Raw genomic sequence first — 15,578 nt, 5'->3', positions numbered from 1 at the left:
TTGCTGTTCTGATATTGGAGAATCGAAGCAGTTGACGGAATGGGGGTACTCGTCGCATCATTCCGGACATAATGTCGTCAATCGTCTCAATAGAATCCCTCAGCGGCCTTGTCGCGTTTTCAGTCGCTGTGGAATCCGGAAGTTTTGCAGCTGCGGGAAGGAAGCTTGGCCTATCCGCATCGGCCGTGGGAAAGGCAGTGGAGCGACTTGAAGCGCGTCTAGGTGTGCGGTTATTAAACCGTACGACCAGGTCGCTCGCCGTGACCGGCGAAGGTGAAATTCTATACCGATACGTCGCGCGCATCTTGAAAGAACTGCAAGATGCCGAGCAAGAGCTTCATATGGTCCAAGAGGCACCCCGAGGTCGCCTCAAGGTGAGCGTGCCCACAGTCTTAGGACGCAAGATCATCATGCCGGCGCTACTTGATTTTCAGACCCGCTTCCCAGAGGTGACGACCGAGATCAGCCTCGACGATGTGAAGGTGGATATTATTAACGGTGGATATGACGTGGTGCTGCGACTTGGTGAGCTAGACGACTCGACCTTACGCGCACGAAGGATCGGACCACACACATTCATAACGTGCGCCTCACCTGAATATCTTGCCCATCGCGGCACCCCGCAAAGTCCGTCGGATCTCCATGATCACAGTTGTGTTTTTTATCGTTTTCCAACCACCGGTCGGCCAGAGGTTTGGGCGTTCAAGAATTCACGTCTACTAACGCCAATCAAGCCTTCTGCCGTTTTGAACGATGGCGAGGCGCTTGCATCCGCCGCACTGGGTGGCTTGGGGATTATTCAGGCGCCAAGCTATCTCGTAAACGATGACATTGCGGCGGGACGCCTCCAAGCCGTCCTCGCAGATTACACGGACGAACGTGGCAGCGTTTCGCTCGTCTGGCCCCCTATGTCGGCACGAGCGCCCAAAGTACGCGCCTTCATTGATTTCATGGCCGAGCGCGTTTCCCAAAAGCTCTATTAAGGCGGCACCCAAGATTTCTGCCCACTGCTATGGGACAGTTTGCTGTTTAGGTCGGTCTCATGGGACATGCTCTTTAATTCAAGCCACTTAACAGCAGAAGCACAGGCGCCGAAGGTCCATATCCATTCAAGCACCCACTTTCCCGCCTACCAGCCGGGAATAAGGCGGACCTGGCGTCGTTGTCGGCTCTCTCTGTCTCAGGGCTACAAGATTTTCGACTCAGCAGGACTCCGTTGGGCACGCCACCGTCGAACTGATCAGTAGATACCGCTTGCCAATGGGGTAAGAGCCAGTTTCTATAGAATTTAGAACCAGTCTTTCCCTGAGGTCATACGTGAATAATTCCAGCACGAGAGTGAACGATCCCCTATCAGTGTGGGAACACGTCCTTCGCAAGCCCGCCCGTCAAAACGGCTCCCTCGTCATGCAGCTCGTAAGCTCGTTCATCGATGCGATCGACTCCAGGCAGATACCGGAGGGCGTTCGGCTGCCTTCGAGCCGCGCCATTTCGGCATCGCTGAATATCGGTCGCAACACCGCGATCGCCGCGATCAACACCCTTATCGAACAGGGTTATCTCGTCGCCAAGGACAGATCAGGCGTGTTCGTCGCCGAAATCAGTAGGTCCGAAGGTGCTCGCATCCGAGAACCCAGGTCGGCTACGTTTGACTGGCGCCAGAGACTTCGTCTCGTCGATCCGGCACGAATTGAACTTGCCACCAAGACCCAACCCCTAATCACACACAATTTCAAGTATGGGCAATTCGATCCCAGTACGTTTCCGACGAACCACTGGCGGCAGTGCGAAAGGAGCGCGACAGGCGTTTCGGAAATCGCTGAGTGGGGCAGAGACGCGTTCGACCAGGACGACGCGATACTCGTGGAGAGCCTTCGAAGGCACGTCTTGCCCAACCACGGCATCTGGGCCGAACCTGACGAGATCCTCGTTACCCTGGGCGGGCAGGAAGGCCGCTATCTCGTCGTACAGCTTCTCAGCAAGGACGGAGTGACGGTCGGGTATGAAGACCCGGGTCTTCCCGACACGCGCGACATCCTTGCGCTTACCGGAGCTCGCCAGATCAGTCTGCCGATCGATGACGAAGGGGTGTGCCTGTCAGCGGAGCTGAAGCAGTGCGATGTCGCCTTCGTGATGCCAGGTCATCATTGCCCGACCACAGCGGTCATGTCGGCCGAACGGCGAGAAGCGCTGCTTGTTCTGGCCAAAAGACGAGACATGATCCTGGTGGAAGACACGTACGAAACGGAGCTCCTGACATATGGCAAAACCCAGCCTTCGCTGAAAAGCGTAGACGAGGAGGGTCGGGTCATTCACATCGGGAGTTTGTCCAAATCTGTCGCGCCAGGACTGCGGATCGGGTTCGTCGTCGCGTCGCCCGTGGTTATCCGAGAGCTCCGGTCGATACGGCGCCTGGTGCACCGCCACCCGCCCGGAAACATTCAACGCGCGTTGGCGATGTTCATCGACCGTGGATATTACCACTCGTATATTCGCAAGGTCGCAATGACGAGCGCTATCCGTGCGGGGGTCTTCAAGCGATCATTCGGGGAACTTTTTCCGAGCGCGGTGATGAAGCACTGCGACGGAGCCGCCTCATTCTGGGTCAGGTTCGAAGAAGACGTCGACTGCAATGCACTGTGCTCAACGCTTGAAGGGCAGGGTGTTCTGACCGAGAGCGGCGAAAGGTTTTTCCGTGAGGACCCCAAGCGAAACTACCTGCGCCTGGGCGTGTCCCAAGTCCCGTCCGAGAAGATTGCGACAGGACTTGGAATTATTTCGCGGACGCTGTGGTCGAGCTAGGGGCGGGGTTTGGCCCGAAGAAAGTTAAAGTCACAACCGTCTTCCGCCTGGAGGACTTCGTCGAAATAAAGTTTAGCATACCCCCGGCTCACGCTCGTGTGCGCGGGAGGAGACCATTCGGCACGACGGGTTTCCAGTACGCTGTTCTCGACCAGAAGTGTCAGTTCCCCATTAGCGACATCCAGGCGAATCCGGTCTCCGTTCCGCACCAGCGCCAGCGGCCCGCCGACCGCGGCTTCCGGCGATATGTGAAGGACGATCGCACCGAACGCCGTGCCGCTCATTCGAGCATCCGACATGCGCACCATGTCTTTCACGCCCGCTGCGGCCAGTTTGCGCGGAATGGGAATGTATCCGGCTTCGGGCATGCCGGGCGCACCTTTTGGTCCGGCGTTTTGCAGGATCAGGATGTCTTCCGCCTCGACGTCAAGGTCCGGCGAGTCGAGCCGCTCTGCCATGTCTTGCAGCGACGAGAAGACAACGGCCCTGCCCGTATGGTTGAGCAGTGCGGGGGTCGCCGCAGCTTGTTTGATAATTGCTCCGTTCGGCGCAAGGTTCCCGCGCAGAACCCGTATCCCGCCGCCCTTATGGATGGGGTTGGAAACCGGGCGCACCACGTCGTTCGACCATCCTTCGGGTTGCGCCGCGATGTTCTCGCTCAACGTTGTACCGGACACGGTCAGGCAGGATCCGTCGATCAGACCTTCGATTTCCCGGAGAACCGCGGTCAGACCGCCGACCTTGAACAGGTCTTCCATGTAGTGCTGGCCCGATGGCTTCAGATCGACGAGTACCGGGGTCTCCGACCCCAATCGGTCGAGCTCTCCCAGATCTAGGTCGAACCCAAGACGCCCTGCGATTGCGGCGAGGTGGACGACGCCGTTCGTCGAACCGCCCACGGCCTGTAGAACTCGCAACGCATTTGTCATTGAGCTCTTGGTCATGATCTGCGAAGGCCTGAGTTTCTCAGAAGCAAGAGCAACCGCCCTCTCACCCGTGGCTTCGGCGTGGCGGAGCCTGTCGGCGTGCACGGCGGGTATGGCAGCCCCGCCCGGCAACATCATTCCCATCGCCTCGCTGACAAGCGCCATCGTGCTTGCGGTGCCCATCACCATGCAGGTGCCGGGGCCTGGCGCGAGCTTGTTGCCGATCTCCTCGATCTCCGTTTCGTCGATCGTGCCCGCGCGATGCTGGCCCCAGAAGCGCCGGCAGTCGGTACAGGCTCCAAGCCGCTCGCCTTTGTGGCTCCCGGTGATCATCGGTCCCGTGACAGTCAGGATCGCTGGCAGATCGACGCTTGCCGCTCCCATCAAAAGCGCAGGTACGGTCTTGTCGCATCCCCCGATCAGGACCACGGCATCCATCGGTTGCGCCCGGATCATCTCTTCCGCATCCATCGCCATGAGGTTCCGCAGGAACATGCTCGTCGGGTGCGAGAACGCCTCGTGCATGGAAATGATCGGGAACTCGATCGGGAGCCCGCCAGCGAGCATGACACCCCGTTTGATTGCTTCGATCAAGTCCGGCACCGAGCGGTGGCAGGCATTGTAGCCGGAAAACGTGTTGGTGATCCCGATGATGGGCCGTTCGAGCGCGCTGTCCGAATAGCCCATGGCCTTGATGAACGCTTTTCGCAGAAAGAGCGAGAAGCCCGCGTCGCCGTAATTCGCGAGGCCTCGCTTCATTCCTTTCGGTTCTTCAGACATTTTCATCCTCCTCGGCCGCGTGCTAGCTCAGGCCGTACGTCTTGTAGCGTTCGATCGCGATCTCGATCTCGCGTGGCTGCATCATCACGACCTCGCCTGCCTGCCTAGCCTGGATGTACTGACGGCAGAGTATCTCCAAACGAAGCGCGAGATTGTAGGCCTTGCGCAGGGACGTGCCGTGGCTGATCATGCCATGATTTCCCAGAAGGCAGGAGTTTCTGCCTTCGAGCGCTTCTACCGCCGCCTGGCCGAGCTCCGGGGAGCCATACGTGACGTAAGGAGTACACCGTACGTCTTCCCCTCCAAACGCCGCGATCATGTAATGGAAGGGCGGAAGCGGCTTGTTCGTGCATGAAACAGCCACGCAATTGTCCGAATGCGTATGGACCACAGCCTGCGTGCTCGGCGCCGAAGCGTAGATCGCGGCGTGCATAGACCACTCGCTCGAAGGTTTGCCGCCACCGGGGCACGTGCCGTCGAAATCGCAGAAGATGAAGGAGTCGGGGCTGATCTTGTCCGCTGACGCGCCCGTCGGAGAGATCAGCATGCCGTTCTCGTGGCGGACACTGATATTGCCCGAGGCGAGGAATATCAATCCGCTCTTGTCCAGCTCCCGATATGTCTCCGCCAGATCGTTTCGCTTTTCGCTTTCGGTTGTCATTGCATTGTCCTTTTTGATGAAGGCGATCGGGCAAGGCCGATCGACGCGGGCGTTACGTCGGGTCGCAACGGAAGTTCTGCTTCCCCGGTGGTGTGGTCTTGTCGCAGCGCGGGCACTGGTGTGCCGAGAAAACGCGTCGCTGCCATGCCGCGTAGTCGGCGTGCAGGCTTTTGATGTCTCCGGCGCGCTCGACGGCTTCGCCTCGCAGGTCGTCGGCGTAGCGCACCGCGTTTTCCAGCACCTCGGCTTCGTCGAAGGCCACGATCCTTCCGTCACGCAGGACCCATTTTCCGTCGATCATCATCGACACGACGTTGCGCGGATCGGAATGGACGACCAGCGAGTTGAGGTTCGGTGCGGATGCTGACAAGCTGTAGCGCTGCGTCGCCAGAACAAGCACGTCCGCCGCGGCACCCGCTTCGAGGAAGCCATGCGATTTGCCGCTGTTGAGGGAGCCCGAGCCGTTGGTCGTCGCAGCGGACAGGACTTCGTCGGGGGTAAGCCACGACTCGAAATCCGAGCCGGGATCGCGGCCCGAGACAAGCATGTGACGCATGACCTCGAAGAGATCGTGCCGGCCTCCTGTATTCGAGCAGTCGGTCCCGAGTGCGATCTTGAGACCCGCGTCGATGTCATCGCGGAGGCGCCTGCGGCCGGAACCGAGCATCGCGTTGCTGATCGGGTTGTGGGAAACCGTGACACCGCGTTCCGCCAACAGGTCCCGCTCGCTGTCGTCGACCCAGATCCCGTGCGCTACCGAAAGGCGACTATTGAGAAGACCCGCCCCGTCGAGGGCTTTCACGACACCTTGGGGCCAGCGCTTCCAGGCGGCGTTCGCTTGCGGAAGGGTCTCGAGAAGATGCGTATGGCTGCCGATGTCCAGTTCCGTTTCAAGTTTCTTCCAAAGTTCCCAGAGCGTCTCCGAGCACCGCTGCGGCGAATTCGGCCCCGCAAGCAGCGTCAGCCTGCCTTCGCCCTCTGTTTTGAGAAGCGAATGAAGGTTTAGGTAGGCCGCATGGATGTCTTTCGGGCGTCTCGGGGCAAGCGGAGCTATCTTGCGCACCACGTCCCGGTCGAGCGGGATTTCGAGAATGTCCTCGTCCCACATGTCGGCGAAAAACGGCGCGAAACCGACCCGCAGGCCGGACCGCGCGTGAGCCTCGATAGCGAACGCCGAACGGTGGGTTTGCGGGAAGTGATCGATGTATCCGCCGATGCCGCCCCTGATCATCTCTATGTCGGTCAGAAGCGCCGCGTGGCGTATGCCCTCGTCGGTGGAACCACGGCCGTAGTTGATGGCGTAGTAGGACCAGAGCTCGAGAGGGAGCGAATTCTCGGTGCCACGCAGAAGCGTGGAGTTCGAGTGGACGTGGCAATCGACCAGGGGCGGCATCAACACCATCCCCGCGACGTCTATGACCTCGTCGGCGGTGGCGGCCGCCGCTTCGGCCTCGCCAAGTCCGAACACAGCTTCAATCTGGTCGCCGATGATGAGAAGTCCGCCTTCCGCGAGGGCGGCTCCGGCGCCGGGCCATACGTAGCCATTCTTGAAGCATATCCGCTTATGGTCGGTCATTCACGCGGCCACCGGGTTGGCGAAACGATCTCGGATCATTGATGGAGCATAGACACCAACGGCGGTTGCCACCGCCGACACCAGCCTTGGCGGGGTGATGTCGAAAGCGGGATACCACCCCTTCGCGAGCGGTGAGGCGGTCCGCATACCAAGGCAATGGAGCGCCTCCTCGCCGTCGCGTTCCTCCATGCGGACGTCGGCCGGCGTCGACGCCTTTGGGTCCGGAAAACGCACCATCGCGACGAACGGGATGCTGAAATTGTTCGCGGCGATGGCGAGTTGAAGCGTTCCGACCTTGTTGATGACGTGACCCGACAGCGTGACGCGATCGGCTGCGGTCATGAGCTTTTGTACGAGACCGCTGTCCATGGCATGCGCCGCCATGTTGTCGGTGATGACCGTGGCGTCGATCCCCATTTCAGCCACGCTGTGCGCGGTGAGACGGGAGCCTTGAAGATATGGCCTGGTTTCCGTGCAGAGTACGGTGACCTTCTTACCCGCTTCCAGGGCGCAGGCCAGCGCGTCGATGATGCCCGACTCGCCCCAGCAATGCGTGAGGATCGCGTCTCCGTCGTCTATCAGCTTCGCGGCATTCTCGCCGAGGTTACGACTATGCTGGTGTTGTCGAGCCCACGCCTGGCGGGCGGTCGCTTCAAGATGTTGGCCAAGGTTGTCTTGGCCGATGACGCTTTCGGCCTCCTGTGTGAGGTGGGCGATCACGTCGCGGATGTTGTTGTTCGTGGGACGTGTCCTCACCAACCGTTCTCCCGCCGTCGCGAGCAGCGCACGCCGCTGATCTACGGTCGCGAGCTTGGCCGCTTCCCTTGTCGCTAGCACAAACCCGGCACTTGCGGCGAAAAACGGTCCGCTGCTCTGGGTGACCATCTGCTCGATGGCCACCGCGACGTCTTCGAAAGTGCGGCAATCCACGTATTCCGTTTTGAGCGGAAAAATGCGTCGGTCGAGAATCCGTACGATCTCGTCATCGAGCAGTACGCTTTTGGTAATAAGGGTCGGCATAGTGATAGGCTTGACCATCACCATCTCCTTTGTCTGTTTGTTTGACGCGTTCTGTTTTGGATTTCGGTCAGAAATCCTGGGAGGTAATATTCTGCCGATTGGCGGATTTCGCCTTGAGGTCCCATTGCGTGAGATTTTTCACGGCTTCCGCTGCCACCTCGCAGGCCCGCGTTATTCCGCCGTTGTCGCCCCAGACGCCTGTCAGGCGGTTGGCAATGACAGAGCAAATCGAACCTGCGCGGAATCCGTAGAGACGAGCGAGCGTCAGGAATGCGGCCGTCTCCATCTCGAAATTGAGGACGCCGGCGCGTTTCATCTCTTCGAAGATCCGTTCGCCTTCTAGCGACATGAACCCATTGAACGCTGGCCGTCCCTGTCCGGCGATGAACGAGCCGCTGGTCGCTCCCGTTCCGACGCGATGCGCGTATCCCTTGGAGGAGGCGGCGTCCACCAGCGAGAAGGTTACTTCGTGCGATGCGACGGCAGGATATTCGTTCCGGACGTAGAAATGGGACGTTCCATCCAGTCGAACCGAGGCGTCGTTGATGATCAGCGACCCTGTCTCGATATCTTCCTTGAGGGTCCCACAAGTGCCGACACGAATGAACGTATCGATACCGAGCCGGAACAGATCGGCCAGGATGATGTCGAGCGAGGGAGCGCCCATCATCGTCGAAACGGCTCCGATGCGCGCGCCCTTGTAGACGCCGACCGCGGCACGGTAGCCTCTCGGTAGGCTGATGGTCTTCTGCTCGTCCCACTGACTTGCCATGAGATCGACCCGGTCAGGATCGCCCGGCAGAAGAACATACCTCGGCAGATCGAGTTCTTTGAGGGCGTTGATCCTACGGCGATCGCCCGTGTTGGCGGTTGCTGTTTCTTCAGTCGCGTTGCTGGTCATGGATAATTCCAATCTTCTCTTGTGCGGCTAGTTGGCGCGCCACTTGACGACGTATCGTTCCAGGAGCGTGACTGCTCCGAACATGGACAGCGCGAGGGCTGACGACATCGCGATCGAAGCGTACAGAACGTCGGTCCGGTAATCGAAGGTGGACTGGATGATGAGCATCCCGATACCCCTTTCAGCCCCGACCCATTCGCTCACGATCGCGCCGATCACGCTGCTGGTCGCAGCGATCTTCAGGGCGGTGAAGACAAAAGGCAGCGATCGCGGAAGCCGCAGTCGGAAGAATACCTCCCGTTGGTTCGCCGACAGAATTTTCATCAGCTCCATTTCCGAATGAGATACGGACTCGAGGCCTCGTAGCGTGTTGACCAGGGTCGGAAACATGCAGATGATCGCGGCGATTGCTACTTTCGATGTCATCGTCAGACCGAAGACCAGAATCAGTATTGGCGAAAGCGCAATGATCGGAATGGTGTTGAACAGGACGACGACCGGAAAATAGGTGGTTCTCAGGAACTGACTATGCACGAACACGGTGGCCAAGAAGAAACCGATCGCGTTTCCGATAAGGAAGCCTAGGAGGGCCTCGGCTGCTGTTGGGCGGATGTTGTCCCAAAGCAGTTGTCGGTGCTGCCAAATGGCCTTGGCAACCGTCAGAGGGTCCGGAGCGATAAAGGGTCTGACCTGAAAGCCGGTGATAACGGCTTGCCAGAGTGCAACCAGCGATACGAGCCCGATCGCGGGCAAAATCCACGCGCCAATACTTCTCATTGATCCGCTCCCGTCTCATGGGCTTTTTCCAGAACACCTCGCAACTGCGAGGTAATTTGGAAGAATTCTGACGATGTACGGTCGATCAGGTTTCTGGGTTTATGTTCATCAAGTTTGATTTCTTCGACGATCCGGCCAGGCCGGGCTCCCATGACGACGACGGTTTCGCCAAGAAAGGCCGCCTCAGAAAGGCTGTGGGTTACGAAGACGATGGTTGTCCCCGTCTCCCTCCAAATTTTCAGCAGTTCTTCGTTGAGACTGTCGCGTGTGATTTCGTCGAGCGCACCGAAAGGTTCGTCCATCAGGAGTATTTCCGGCTGCGTGACGAGCGCCCGGGCGATCGCCACCCTCTGCCGCTGGCCGCCCGAGAGCTGCCAGGGATAGGAGCTTTCACGACCTTTCAAGCCAACGAGCGCCAACAGGTCCGCGGGGTCGCGAGACTGGCGCTTTGATCGAGTCCAACCGCCAACCTGTAGCGGAAGGGCGACGTTGTCCAGCGCGGTTCGCCAAGGTAGAAGCGTTGCCTCCTGGAAGACAAAAGAGAATCGTCTCTGACGACGCGCCTCACTTGGACTTGAACCAAAGACCTCGATATTGCCTCCAGTGCTCTCCAGCAGGTCGGCGATGTTCCGGAGCAGCGTGGATTTCCCGCAACCGGATGGTCCGATCAGCACCACAAACCGACCCTTTTCCGTCTCCAGTGAGATATTCTTGAACGCAGATACCTGCGCGAACGACATCGACAGGTCGGAGACCTTGATCGCAAGCTGATTTGACATGATTTATTAGCCCAGTTTAGGTCGTGTATCGGCGGTCAGATCCAGGATCTCCCAGGTGACACACTCTTCGAGCACGGGTGCCTTGTCGGGGAATTTGCCGATTTCCTTGAATAGGTCGAGCTGGGTCTGCAGCTTTTCCCGAGCGTGCCAGCCCCAACCGTGTTCCTTCGTCGTCTCGTCGAACGTGAGGGACATGATGAGGTCGATGGTCTTATATTCGACTTCGCGGTCCAGAGCAGGGTACGCATCGCACATCAGATCGACGGCGGCGCGCCTGTTTTGAAATGCCCAGCCCCAGCCCTTCGAAACGGCTCTGATGAACTTTACGAGATTGTCTTTCTGACTTTCGTAAGCATCCGCCGCCACGAAATAGGAATTTGCGTAGTTCGGAACCCCGGTGTTTGCCGGAATAAGCGTTACGATTTCGGGGCCAAGAGCGGACAGGGCCTTGGTGTTCGTAAGAAAGCCTGTCACTGCGTCGACCTGGCCTGAAATCAGCGGTGTCATGTCCGCGCCCATCGTGACAACCTTCACGCTGTCCCGGTTGATGCCGTTTTTCGCCATGATCAGATCAAGGAGATAGCGGCCATTCGGGTTGATCGCCACGGTCTTGCCCACTAGATCCGCGGGTGTATGGACTGGTGATTTTGGAAGGGAAATGTAGGCGTAGGGTGAGTATCGGAAACCGCTTGCGAAAAGCTTCAAGGGCCTGCCTGCTTCGAAAGCCGTGAAGAATTGCGCCGTTGACGACAATTGGCCAATCTGCGCCTGCCCGGCAAGGATCGGAGGGACGGTCTGCGCGTTTGGCCCGCCCGGACCGAACGTAAGATCAAGGCCTTCGTCTTTGAAAAATCCCTTCTGCTGCGCGACGATGTCGCCGACTTGGCCATTGCCGATAAGCCAGTCGTATTGAACGCGTACCGAAGTCAGATCCTGGGCTGACGACGTGTTGAACGTAACCATAGCACCCGCTGTCGCCGCGGCTGCCGATTTCAGAAAACTGCGTCTCCCAAGGATTGTCATTTCAAAGATGTTTTTATTGGCAGATGACATGATTGCTCCCCTTTTATGTTCCGAGGCTCAGTAGTAGAGACGGCGAGGCGGGCCGGAAAGAACCAGTTGCGAATGAATATGGAACCAGTAGCTCTGATCGCTCAAAACGTTCTCGAAGCTCGTGATGCCGATCGTGGTATCGTTGGCACCGCAACCAATCTGGCGCGCTGGTTCCACCAAGCTCACTTTAACAGAGTGCGCGATCGCCCTTGCCCGGGAAACGGAGAGGAACGTGTAAAGGCTCTATAGGAGCTCGTCGTTGCTATCTTCCCAGCATGGTCGAGGATGGTCTACTTATGAAGTTGGGTGATGCCCCTATCGCGTCTGCGCTTAAAACGACTGAAATGACTCGCTCAACGGCAGCGATGCTGTTGAAAGAACCTCATACTTTCGACTCAAGCGGCACCCGACGGTGCGCTCGAAGCCAGACGATTATGACGTTGAACTAGCTGGAGTTGTGACTGTACACGAGGTTTGAACGTAGTGGTCGCAGGTTCGTATACGGTCAAGACCACGTTCCCGTCATGCGGCGCCAATTGCCCGGTTGACCATTAAACCGAGTCTTATCCTGAAATAACCCGAGGGATGCATGCAAATATAAAGACTGCTCGTTAGGTCTTCGGTCAACTAGGCGTTGGCGTCGACTATGTAACCCTCAGTGGCCAGTTCTCGGACCTTCGCCAAATGTTATCGGTGTTGGGTCAGTCCAGCCTGCGCATATGTTAAGCCGAGATCTGCCTTCATCGCCGGTCGCATCAGGCCCTAGACGAAACGTGAGCTCCCGAGCCCGAGTGCTGGGCCGAGGGAGAAAAGACCTATCCTGGCGACGAAGGGGTCATCAGCGTCGGCCGCCGGAAAGCTTGAGAGCTCCCTGCGAACGACGAAGTATCAACATTGCCCAGGCGCCGATGAAGGGGCCAGGCGCGAGTACGACAAAGCACCATTGCCAACTGCCAAGCCAGGCGGCTAGGTGCGGCATCAACCAGATGACGAAGACGGTAAGGGCAAAGCCGAGTCCCATCTGCAGCGAAAGCGCTGTTCCCACGAGGTCTCGGTCTGCCAGTTCCGTTACGGCGGCGGAAAAGAGGGGGGAGTCCCCGACGATCGCGATGCCCCAGACGACGGCGATGAGAATGAGCAGCCAGGTCGGCCCTGAAAATGCAAAGCCGATGAGCAGTGCGCAAAGGCCCGACACGACCATCAGGCCCATCGTCGTGGCGGTGCGCCCAAACCGGTCTGACAGGAGGCCGCCGGCCACACATCCGAAAAGACCGACGGCGATGGCGACGAAAGTGATGAACGAGGCCATGTTCGGGGGAACCGTGCCTTCCGCAGCCGTGCGCATGAACATGAGCAGCCATGCCCACATCGCGTAAAGTTCCCACATGTGGCCGAAGTAGCCGATATTCACCAGGAAGAGATCGCGATCACGCAAGACCTGGCCAATCTGCCGCGGATCGAAAACGGCTTTGCCGAATGGGTAAGGTCCTTCGCGCGCAAACAGCAGAAAGGAGAGAGCTGCAACGAGCGATGCAGCGCTGGACAGGCCGATGACGAGCCGCCAGTCGATATGCTCCGTAATGGTCCGAAAGAGATGAGGCATGGACGAGCCAAGCGTGAGGGCACCGACCACGGCGCCGAGCGCAAGCCCCCTGTTGAGCACGAACCAAGTGGAGACGAGCTTCAGAGCCGGAGGGTAGACGGCGGCGAGCGCCACGCCGGTCGCAAAACGGCAGGCGACGGCTCCGACGGGGCCGGGTTCGAGCAGCAGTAGGGCATTCACGCCGGCCGCCAGGATGGAGGCGACCGCCATGAGGCGGTTGAGGCGAACAATGTCGGGCAGGTTGACGAGGCTTGCCAGCAGCGCGCCCGTCACGAACCCGATCTGCACGCCGTTCGTCAGCCAGGCAACGATGCTGTCCGAAAGCTGCCAGGCGGCCTTGAGCTCGGGTGTTATGGCGGTGGCGGAAAACCATGTCGTCATGGAAAGGACGACCGAGAGGCACAAGATGAAGAGAACCAGCCAGGGATTGGTGTCCGCGGGCCGGTTGACGGCAGATGGAGCGTTCCCGGTGCTGGACACCGGTCAGGCCTTTGCGAGGGGAACCGTGTAGACTGTCGCAGTTCCGCTGAGGCAGGTCTCGCCTGCTTCATTGCGCACGCTGGTGACGATCTTGCAGATCGGCTTGTCGTCGCGGACCTCGGTGACCTCGACGTGCGCGGTGATCATCTCGTCCACGCCGACGGCCTTGGCGAATTTCCACTCGACGCCGAGGAAGACGGTGCCCGGACCGGGCAGGTCTTCGGCAACCACGGCATTGAGCATGCCGGATGTGACGCCACCTTGGACGATGAGCTTTCCGAAGACCGATGCGTCGGCGAGCGCACGGTCGTAGTGCAGGGGATTGCGGTCCCCGGTCATTTCGGAGAAGGTCTCAATGTCCTTCATCGTCGTGCGTCGCGACCGTTCGGCCGTATCGCCGACCTTCGGCTTGCCGTTGACGATGCCGGCCCAGCCATCCTGTTTGATGTCGCTCATGTCATGCCCTTTCCTTGGATTGTTTCTGGCGGAAGGTGGACAGGGTACACCCGTCGATCCGCGTGGGGATCATTTCGACGGCCTTTCCGATCGCGCAGCATTTTACGGGCAGAGAGAATTTTCATGGTATTTCAAGTGGTTATATTATGTTTAAAGAATAGAGCTGCCAAAACAATGAAAGTGGGAGTAGGGGATAAAAACGGGGGCAATAACACCGTTTTGGCGGTGGTCTTCGTCTTCGCTTAATTGCTGCTCCCGTCGTTCTTCACTTCCACTGAATTCGCCTACTCCATTTCTTTCCCACATCATCAATCTGCGCTCGCTTCAGGATGGTGTAAAGCCGTTTGCATTGGCGGGAGCGCGCTGGCGTAGAACGGCGTGCGCAAAGGCGGGTCTGCTTCGAGTGATAGTATCGTTGGAGCTAGGTTCGAGCAGTTGGCCGATCATAGGGAGTTATTAACTCTGGAGGGGCATCGTATGGAGGTCGGCTAATTTCGCGCGACAGGAACTCGCATTCGGTCAGCAGGAGGATCGATTTGCCAGACGCCGGGAAAAGAAAACCGTTCTCATCCCCAAATGATGCGGGGGCGGATGCGCCGCCAACACATGGGGAACGACGCCGTTGGCCAAGACCCACCAAAATTGCCGAGACGGGCGGCGCGCCCTCGTCCCCCGCATTGCAGCCGCTGAACTTCTCCACGCTTGATCTAGCCCCGGCTGATCAGTTCGCCGCCTGGCAGAGCTATCTGGCGCCACTCATCGACATCAAGTTACCCGATGGTGTTGATCCCGAAGGTGGGTTTCCGGCAAGTCATACGGCTTGGAATCTCGGCAGCATGCTCATTGTACAGCAGGACGCGCCTGCTCACAGTTATCAGCGCACATCCGCGAAACTGCGGTCCAGTCCTATCGACCATTGGCAAGTAGTGGTGCTGCAGGTCGGCCGGACATGGACCGAAGTGGAAGGATCGGTTTGCGAAGGAGAGCCGGAAAAAGTCGAATTCAGATCCCTCGGCTACCCGTTTCGAGGCAGGGCGACCAATTCCCGAAGTCTTTCGATTTTTTTGCCTCGCGAATTGTTCACTGACGTTGCTGCAGGCCCGGACATCAGGAACAACACGGCCATAGCGGGCAATTACGCAAAGCTTCTGATTGAATATATCGACAGTATCGAAGCGAACCTTGCCAATTTGACGGCTCAGGACCTGCTGCAGATCGTACAAACAACGCGGGACATGATGGTTACTTGTGTCTCATCATCCCCGGAGGCTTCCACAACAACAGAAATGCAGGGCAATCTCGCGCTTATGGAGCGGGTCCGCCGCTACGTGCAGCGAAATCTAAGTTCACCAGGCCTTACTCCGGACGCCCTCTGCCGCGAGCTTGGAACCTCGCGAACACGGCTCTACCAGTTGTTCGAACCCAGCGGCGGTGTCCATCATTATATACAGAAACGACGTCTCCTGTCGGCGCACGCAGCACTTAGCAATCCCGTGAACCGGCAGCAGATTATCGAAATCGCGGCAGCGGTCGGCTATACGTCCGCGGCTCATTTCAGCCGGGCTTTCAGCAAGGAGTTTGGCTACAGCCCACGTGAGGCGCGTAGTGTCGCCGTGCCACCGTATTTTGCGCATGCCGTTTCGCCCGTGGAACTCGCGGGCCACTCATTCGACGATTGGCTCAAATCGCTTGGCCATTGAGGATGCCGGCTCGATTCCGGCCAACTGACGCTAACGCCGAACCATGTAGCCCTTTCTCCCCTCC

13 protein-coding genes are annotated in these 15,578 nt (G+C 58.7%); 3 read left to right on the top strand and 10 right to left on the bottom strand.

Going from position 1 to position 15,578, the window contains the following annotated elements:
• Positions 1–71: 71 nt before the first annotated feature.
• Positions 72–983, top strand: a complete 912-nt coding sequence (locus OSJ75_RS09925) for a LysR family transcriptional regulator (RefSeq protein WP_267227822.1) — start codon at positions 72–74, stop codon at positions 981–983.
• Positions 984–1,407: 424 nt separating this feature from the next.
• The gene (locus OSJ75_RS09920; protein ID WP_267227821.1) at positions 1,408–2,802 is read left to right on the top strand and encodes a PLP-dependent aminotransferase family protein; all 1,395 of its coding nucleotides are present in this window, start codon (positions 1,408–1,410) and stop codon (positions 2,800–2,802) included.
• On the opposite strand, the gene OSJ75_RS09915 is transcribed toward OSJ75_RS09920, so the two are convergent.
• The 10 genes from OSJ75_RS09915 to OSJ75_RS09870 all read right to left on the bottom strand — a co-directional run bounded on the left by OSJ75_RS09915 (position 2,799) and on the right by OSJ75_RS09870 (position 13,814).
• A complete protein-coding gene (locus tag OSJ75_RS09915) occupies positions 2,799–4,508 on the bottom strand; it encodes an IlvD/Edd family dehydratase (protein ID WP_267227820.1) in 1,710 nt (569 codons plus the stop codon). The genes OSJ75_RS09920 and OSJ75_RS09915 overlap by 4 nt on opposite strands.
• A gap of 22 nt (positions 4,509–4,530) precedes the next feature.
• A complete protein-coding gene (locus OSJ75_RS09910; protein WP_267227819.1) occupies positions 4,531–5,169 on the bottom strand; it encodes a class II aldolase/adducin family protein in 639 nt (212 codons plus the stop codon).
• A 52-nt stretch (positions 5,170–5,221) separates the two neighbouring features.
• Entirely contained in the window at positions 5,222–6,745 is a 1,524-nt protein-coding gene (locus OSJ75_RS09905; RefSeq protein ID WP_267227818.1) for an amidohydrolase family protein, read from the bottom strand.
• The gene (locus tag OSJ75_RS09900; protein WP_267227816.1) at positions 6,746–7,783 is read right to left on the bottom strand and encodes a s-methyl-5-thioribose-1-phosphate isomerase; all 1,038 of its coding nucleotides are present in this window, start codon (positions 7,781–7,783) and stop codon (positions 6,746–6,748) included.
• A gap of 49 nt (positions 7,784–7,832) precedes the next feature.
• On the bottom strand, positions 7,833–8,666 hold the full coding sequence (locus tag OSJ75_RS09895; RefSeq protein WP_267227815.1) for a nucleoside phosphorylase: 834 nt from the start codon (positions 8,664–8,666) through the stop codon (positions 7,833–7,835).
• A 27-nt stretch (positions 8,667–8,693) separates the two neighbouring features.
• Positions 8,694–9,443: an ABC transporter permease gene (locus OSJ75_RS09890; protein ID WP_267227814.1), complete on the bottom strand. Its 750-nt coding sequence runs from the start codon at positions 9,441–9,443 to the stop codon at positions 8,694–8,696.
• On the bottom strand, positions 9,440–10,222 hold the full coding sequence (locus tag OSJ75_RS09885) for an ABC transporter ATP-binding protein (RefSeq protein ID WP_267227813.1): 783 nt from the start codon (positions 10,220–10,222) through the stop codon (positions 9,440–9,442). The genes OSJ75_RS09890 and OSJ75_RS09885 overlap by 4 nt, the downstream gene beginning before the upstream one ends.
• A gap of 6 nt (positions 10,223–10,228) precedes the next feature.
• The gene (locus OSJ75_RS09880) at positions 10,229–11,275 is read right to left on the bottom strand and encodes an ABC transporter substrate-binding protein (protein WP_267227812.1); all 1,047 of its coding nucleotides are present in this window, start codon (positions 11,273–11,275) and stop codon (positions 10,229–10,231) included.
• 838 nt (positions 11,276–12,113) lie between these two features.
• Positions 12,114–13,358 (bottom strand): MFS transporter, encoded by a 1,245-nt coding sequence (locus tag OSJ75_RS09875; protein WP_267227811.1) that lies wholly within the window; start codon positions 13,356–13,358, stop codon positions 12,114–12,116.
• A 3-nt stretch (positions 13,359–13,361) separates the two neighbouring features.
• The gene (locus OSJ75_RS09870; RefSeq protein WP_267227810.1) at positions 13,362–13,814 is read right to left on the bottom strand and encodes a MaoC family dehydratase; all 453 of its coding nucleotides are present in this window, start codon (positions 13,812–13,814) and stop codon (positions 13,362–13,364) included.
• Positions 13,815–14,350: 536 nt separating this feature from the next.
• Here OSJ75_RS09870 and OSJ75_RS09865 point away from each other — a divergent pair.
• Positions 14,351–15,514: a helix-turn-helix domain-containing protein gene (locus tag OSJ75_RS09865; RefSeq protein WP_267227809.1), complete on the top strand. Its 1,164-nt coding sequence runs from the start codon at positions 14,351–14,353 to the stop codon at positions 15,512–15,514.
• Positions 15,515–15,578 lie beyond the last annotated feature (64 nt).

This window comes from Phyllobacterium sp. 0TCS1.6A (assembly GCF_026420825.1).
Taxonomy (GTDB): Bacteria; Pseudomonadota; Alphaproteobacteria; order Rhizobiales; family Rhizobiaceae; genus Phyllobacterium.
Note: the sequence above shows the minus strand (reverse complement) of the source record. Positions and strands in the feature narration are given on the sequence as shown.

Excerpts from the sequence above, each read along its gene's own strand:
- OSJ75_RS09925 (WP_267227822.1), top strand. The coding sequence starts at position 72 with ATGTCGTCAATCGTCTCAATAGAATCCCTCAGCGGCCTTGTCGCGTTT.
- OSJ75_RS09920 (WP_267227821.1), top strand. The coding sequence starts at position 1,408 with ATGCAGCTCGTAAGCTCGTTCATCGATGCGATCGACTCCAGGCAGATA.
- OSJ75_RS09915 (WP_267227820.1), bottom strand. The coding sequence starts at position 4,508 with ATGTCTGAAGAACCGAAAGGAATGAAGCGAGGCCTCGCGAATTACGGC.
- OSJ75_RS09910 (WP_267227819.1), bottom strand. The coding sequence starts at position 5,169 with ATGACAACCGAAAGCGAAAAGCGAAACGATCTGGCGGAGACATATCGG.
- OSJ75_RS09905 (WP_267227818.1), bottom strand. The coding sequence starts at position 6,745 with ATGACCGACCATAAGCGGATATGCTTCAAGAATGGCTACGTATGGCCC.
- OSJ75_RS09900 (WP_267227816.1), bottom strand. The coding sequence starts at position 7,783 with ATGGTCAAGCCTATCACTATGCCGACCCTTATTACCAAAAGCGTACTG.
- OSJ75_RS09895 (WP_267227815.1), bottom strand. The coding sequence starts at position 8,666 with ATGACCAGCAACGCGACTGAAGAAACAGCAACCGCCAACACGGGCGAT.
- OSJ75_RS09890 (WP_267227814.1), bottom strand. The coding sequence starts at position 9,443 with ATGAGAAGTATTGGCGCGTGGATTTTGCCCGCGATCGGGCTCGTATCG.
- OSJ75_RS09885 (WP_267227813.1), bottom strand. The coding sequence starts at position 10,222 with ATGTCAAATCAGCTTGCGATCAAGGTCTCCGACCTGTCGATGTCGTTC.
- OSJ75_RS09880 (WP_267227812.1), bottom strand. The coding sequence starts at position 11,275 with ATGTCATCTGCCAATAAAAACATCTTTGAAATGACAATCCTTGGGAGA.
- OSJ75_RS09870 (WP_267227810.1), bottom strand. The coding sequence starts at position 13,814 with ATGAGCGACATCAAACAGGATGGCTGGGCCGGCATCGTCAACGGCAAG.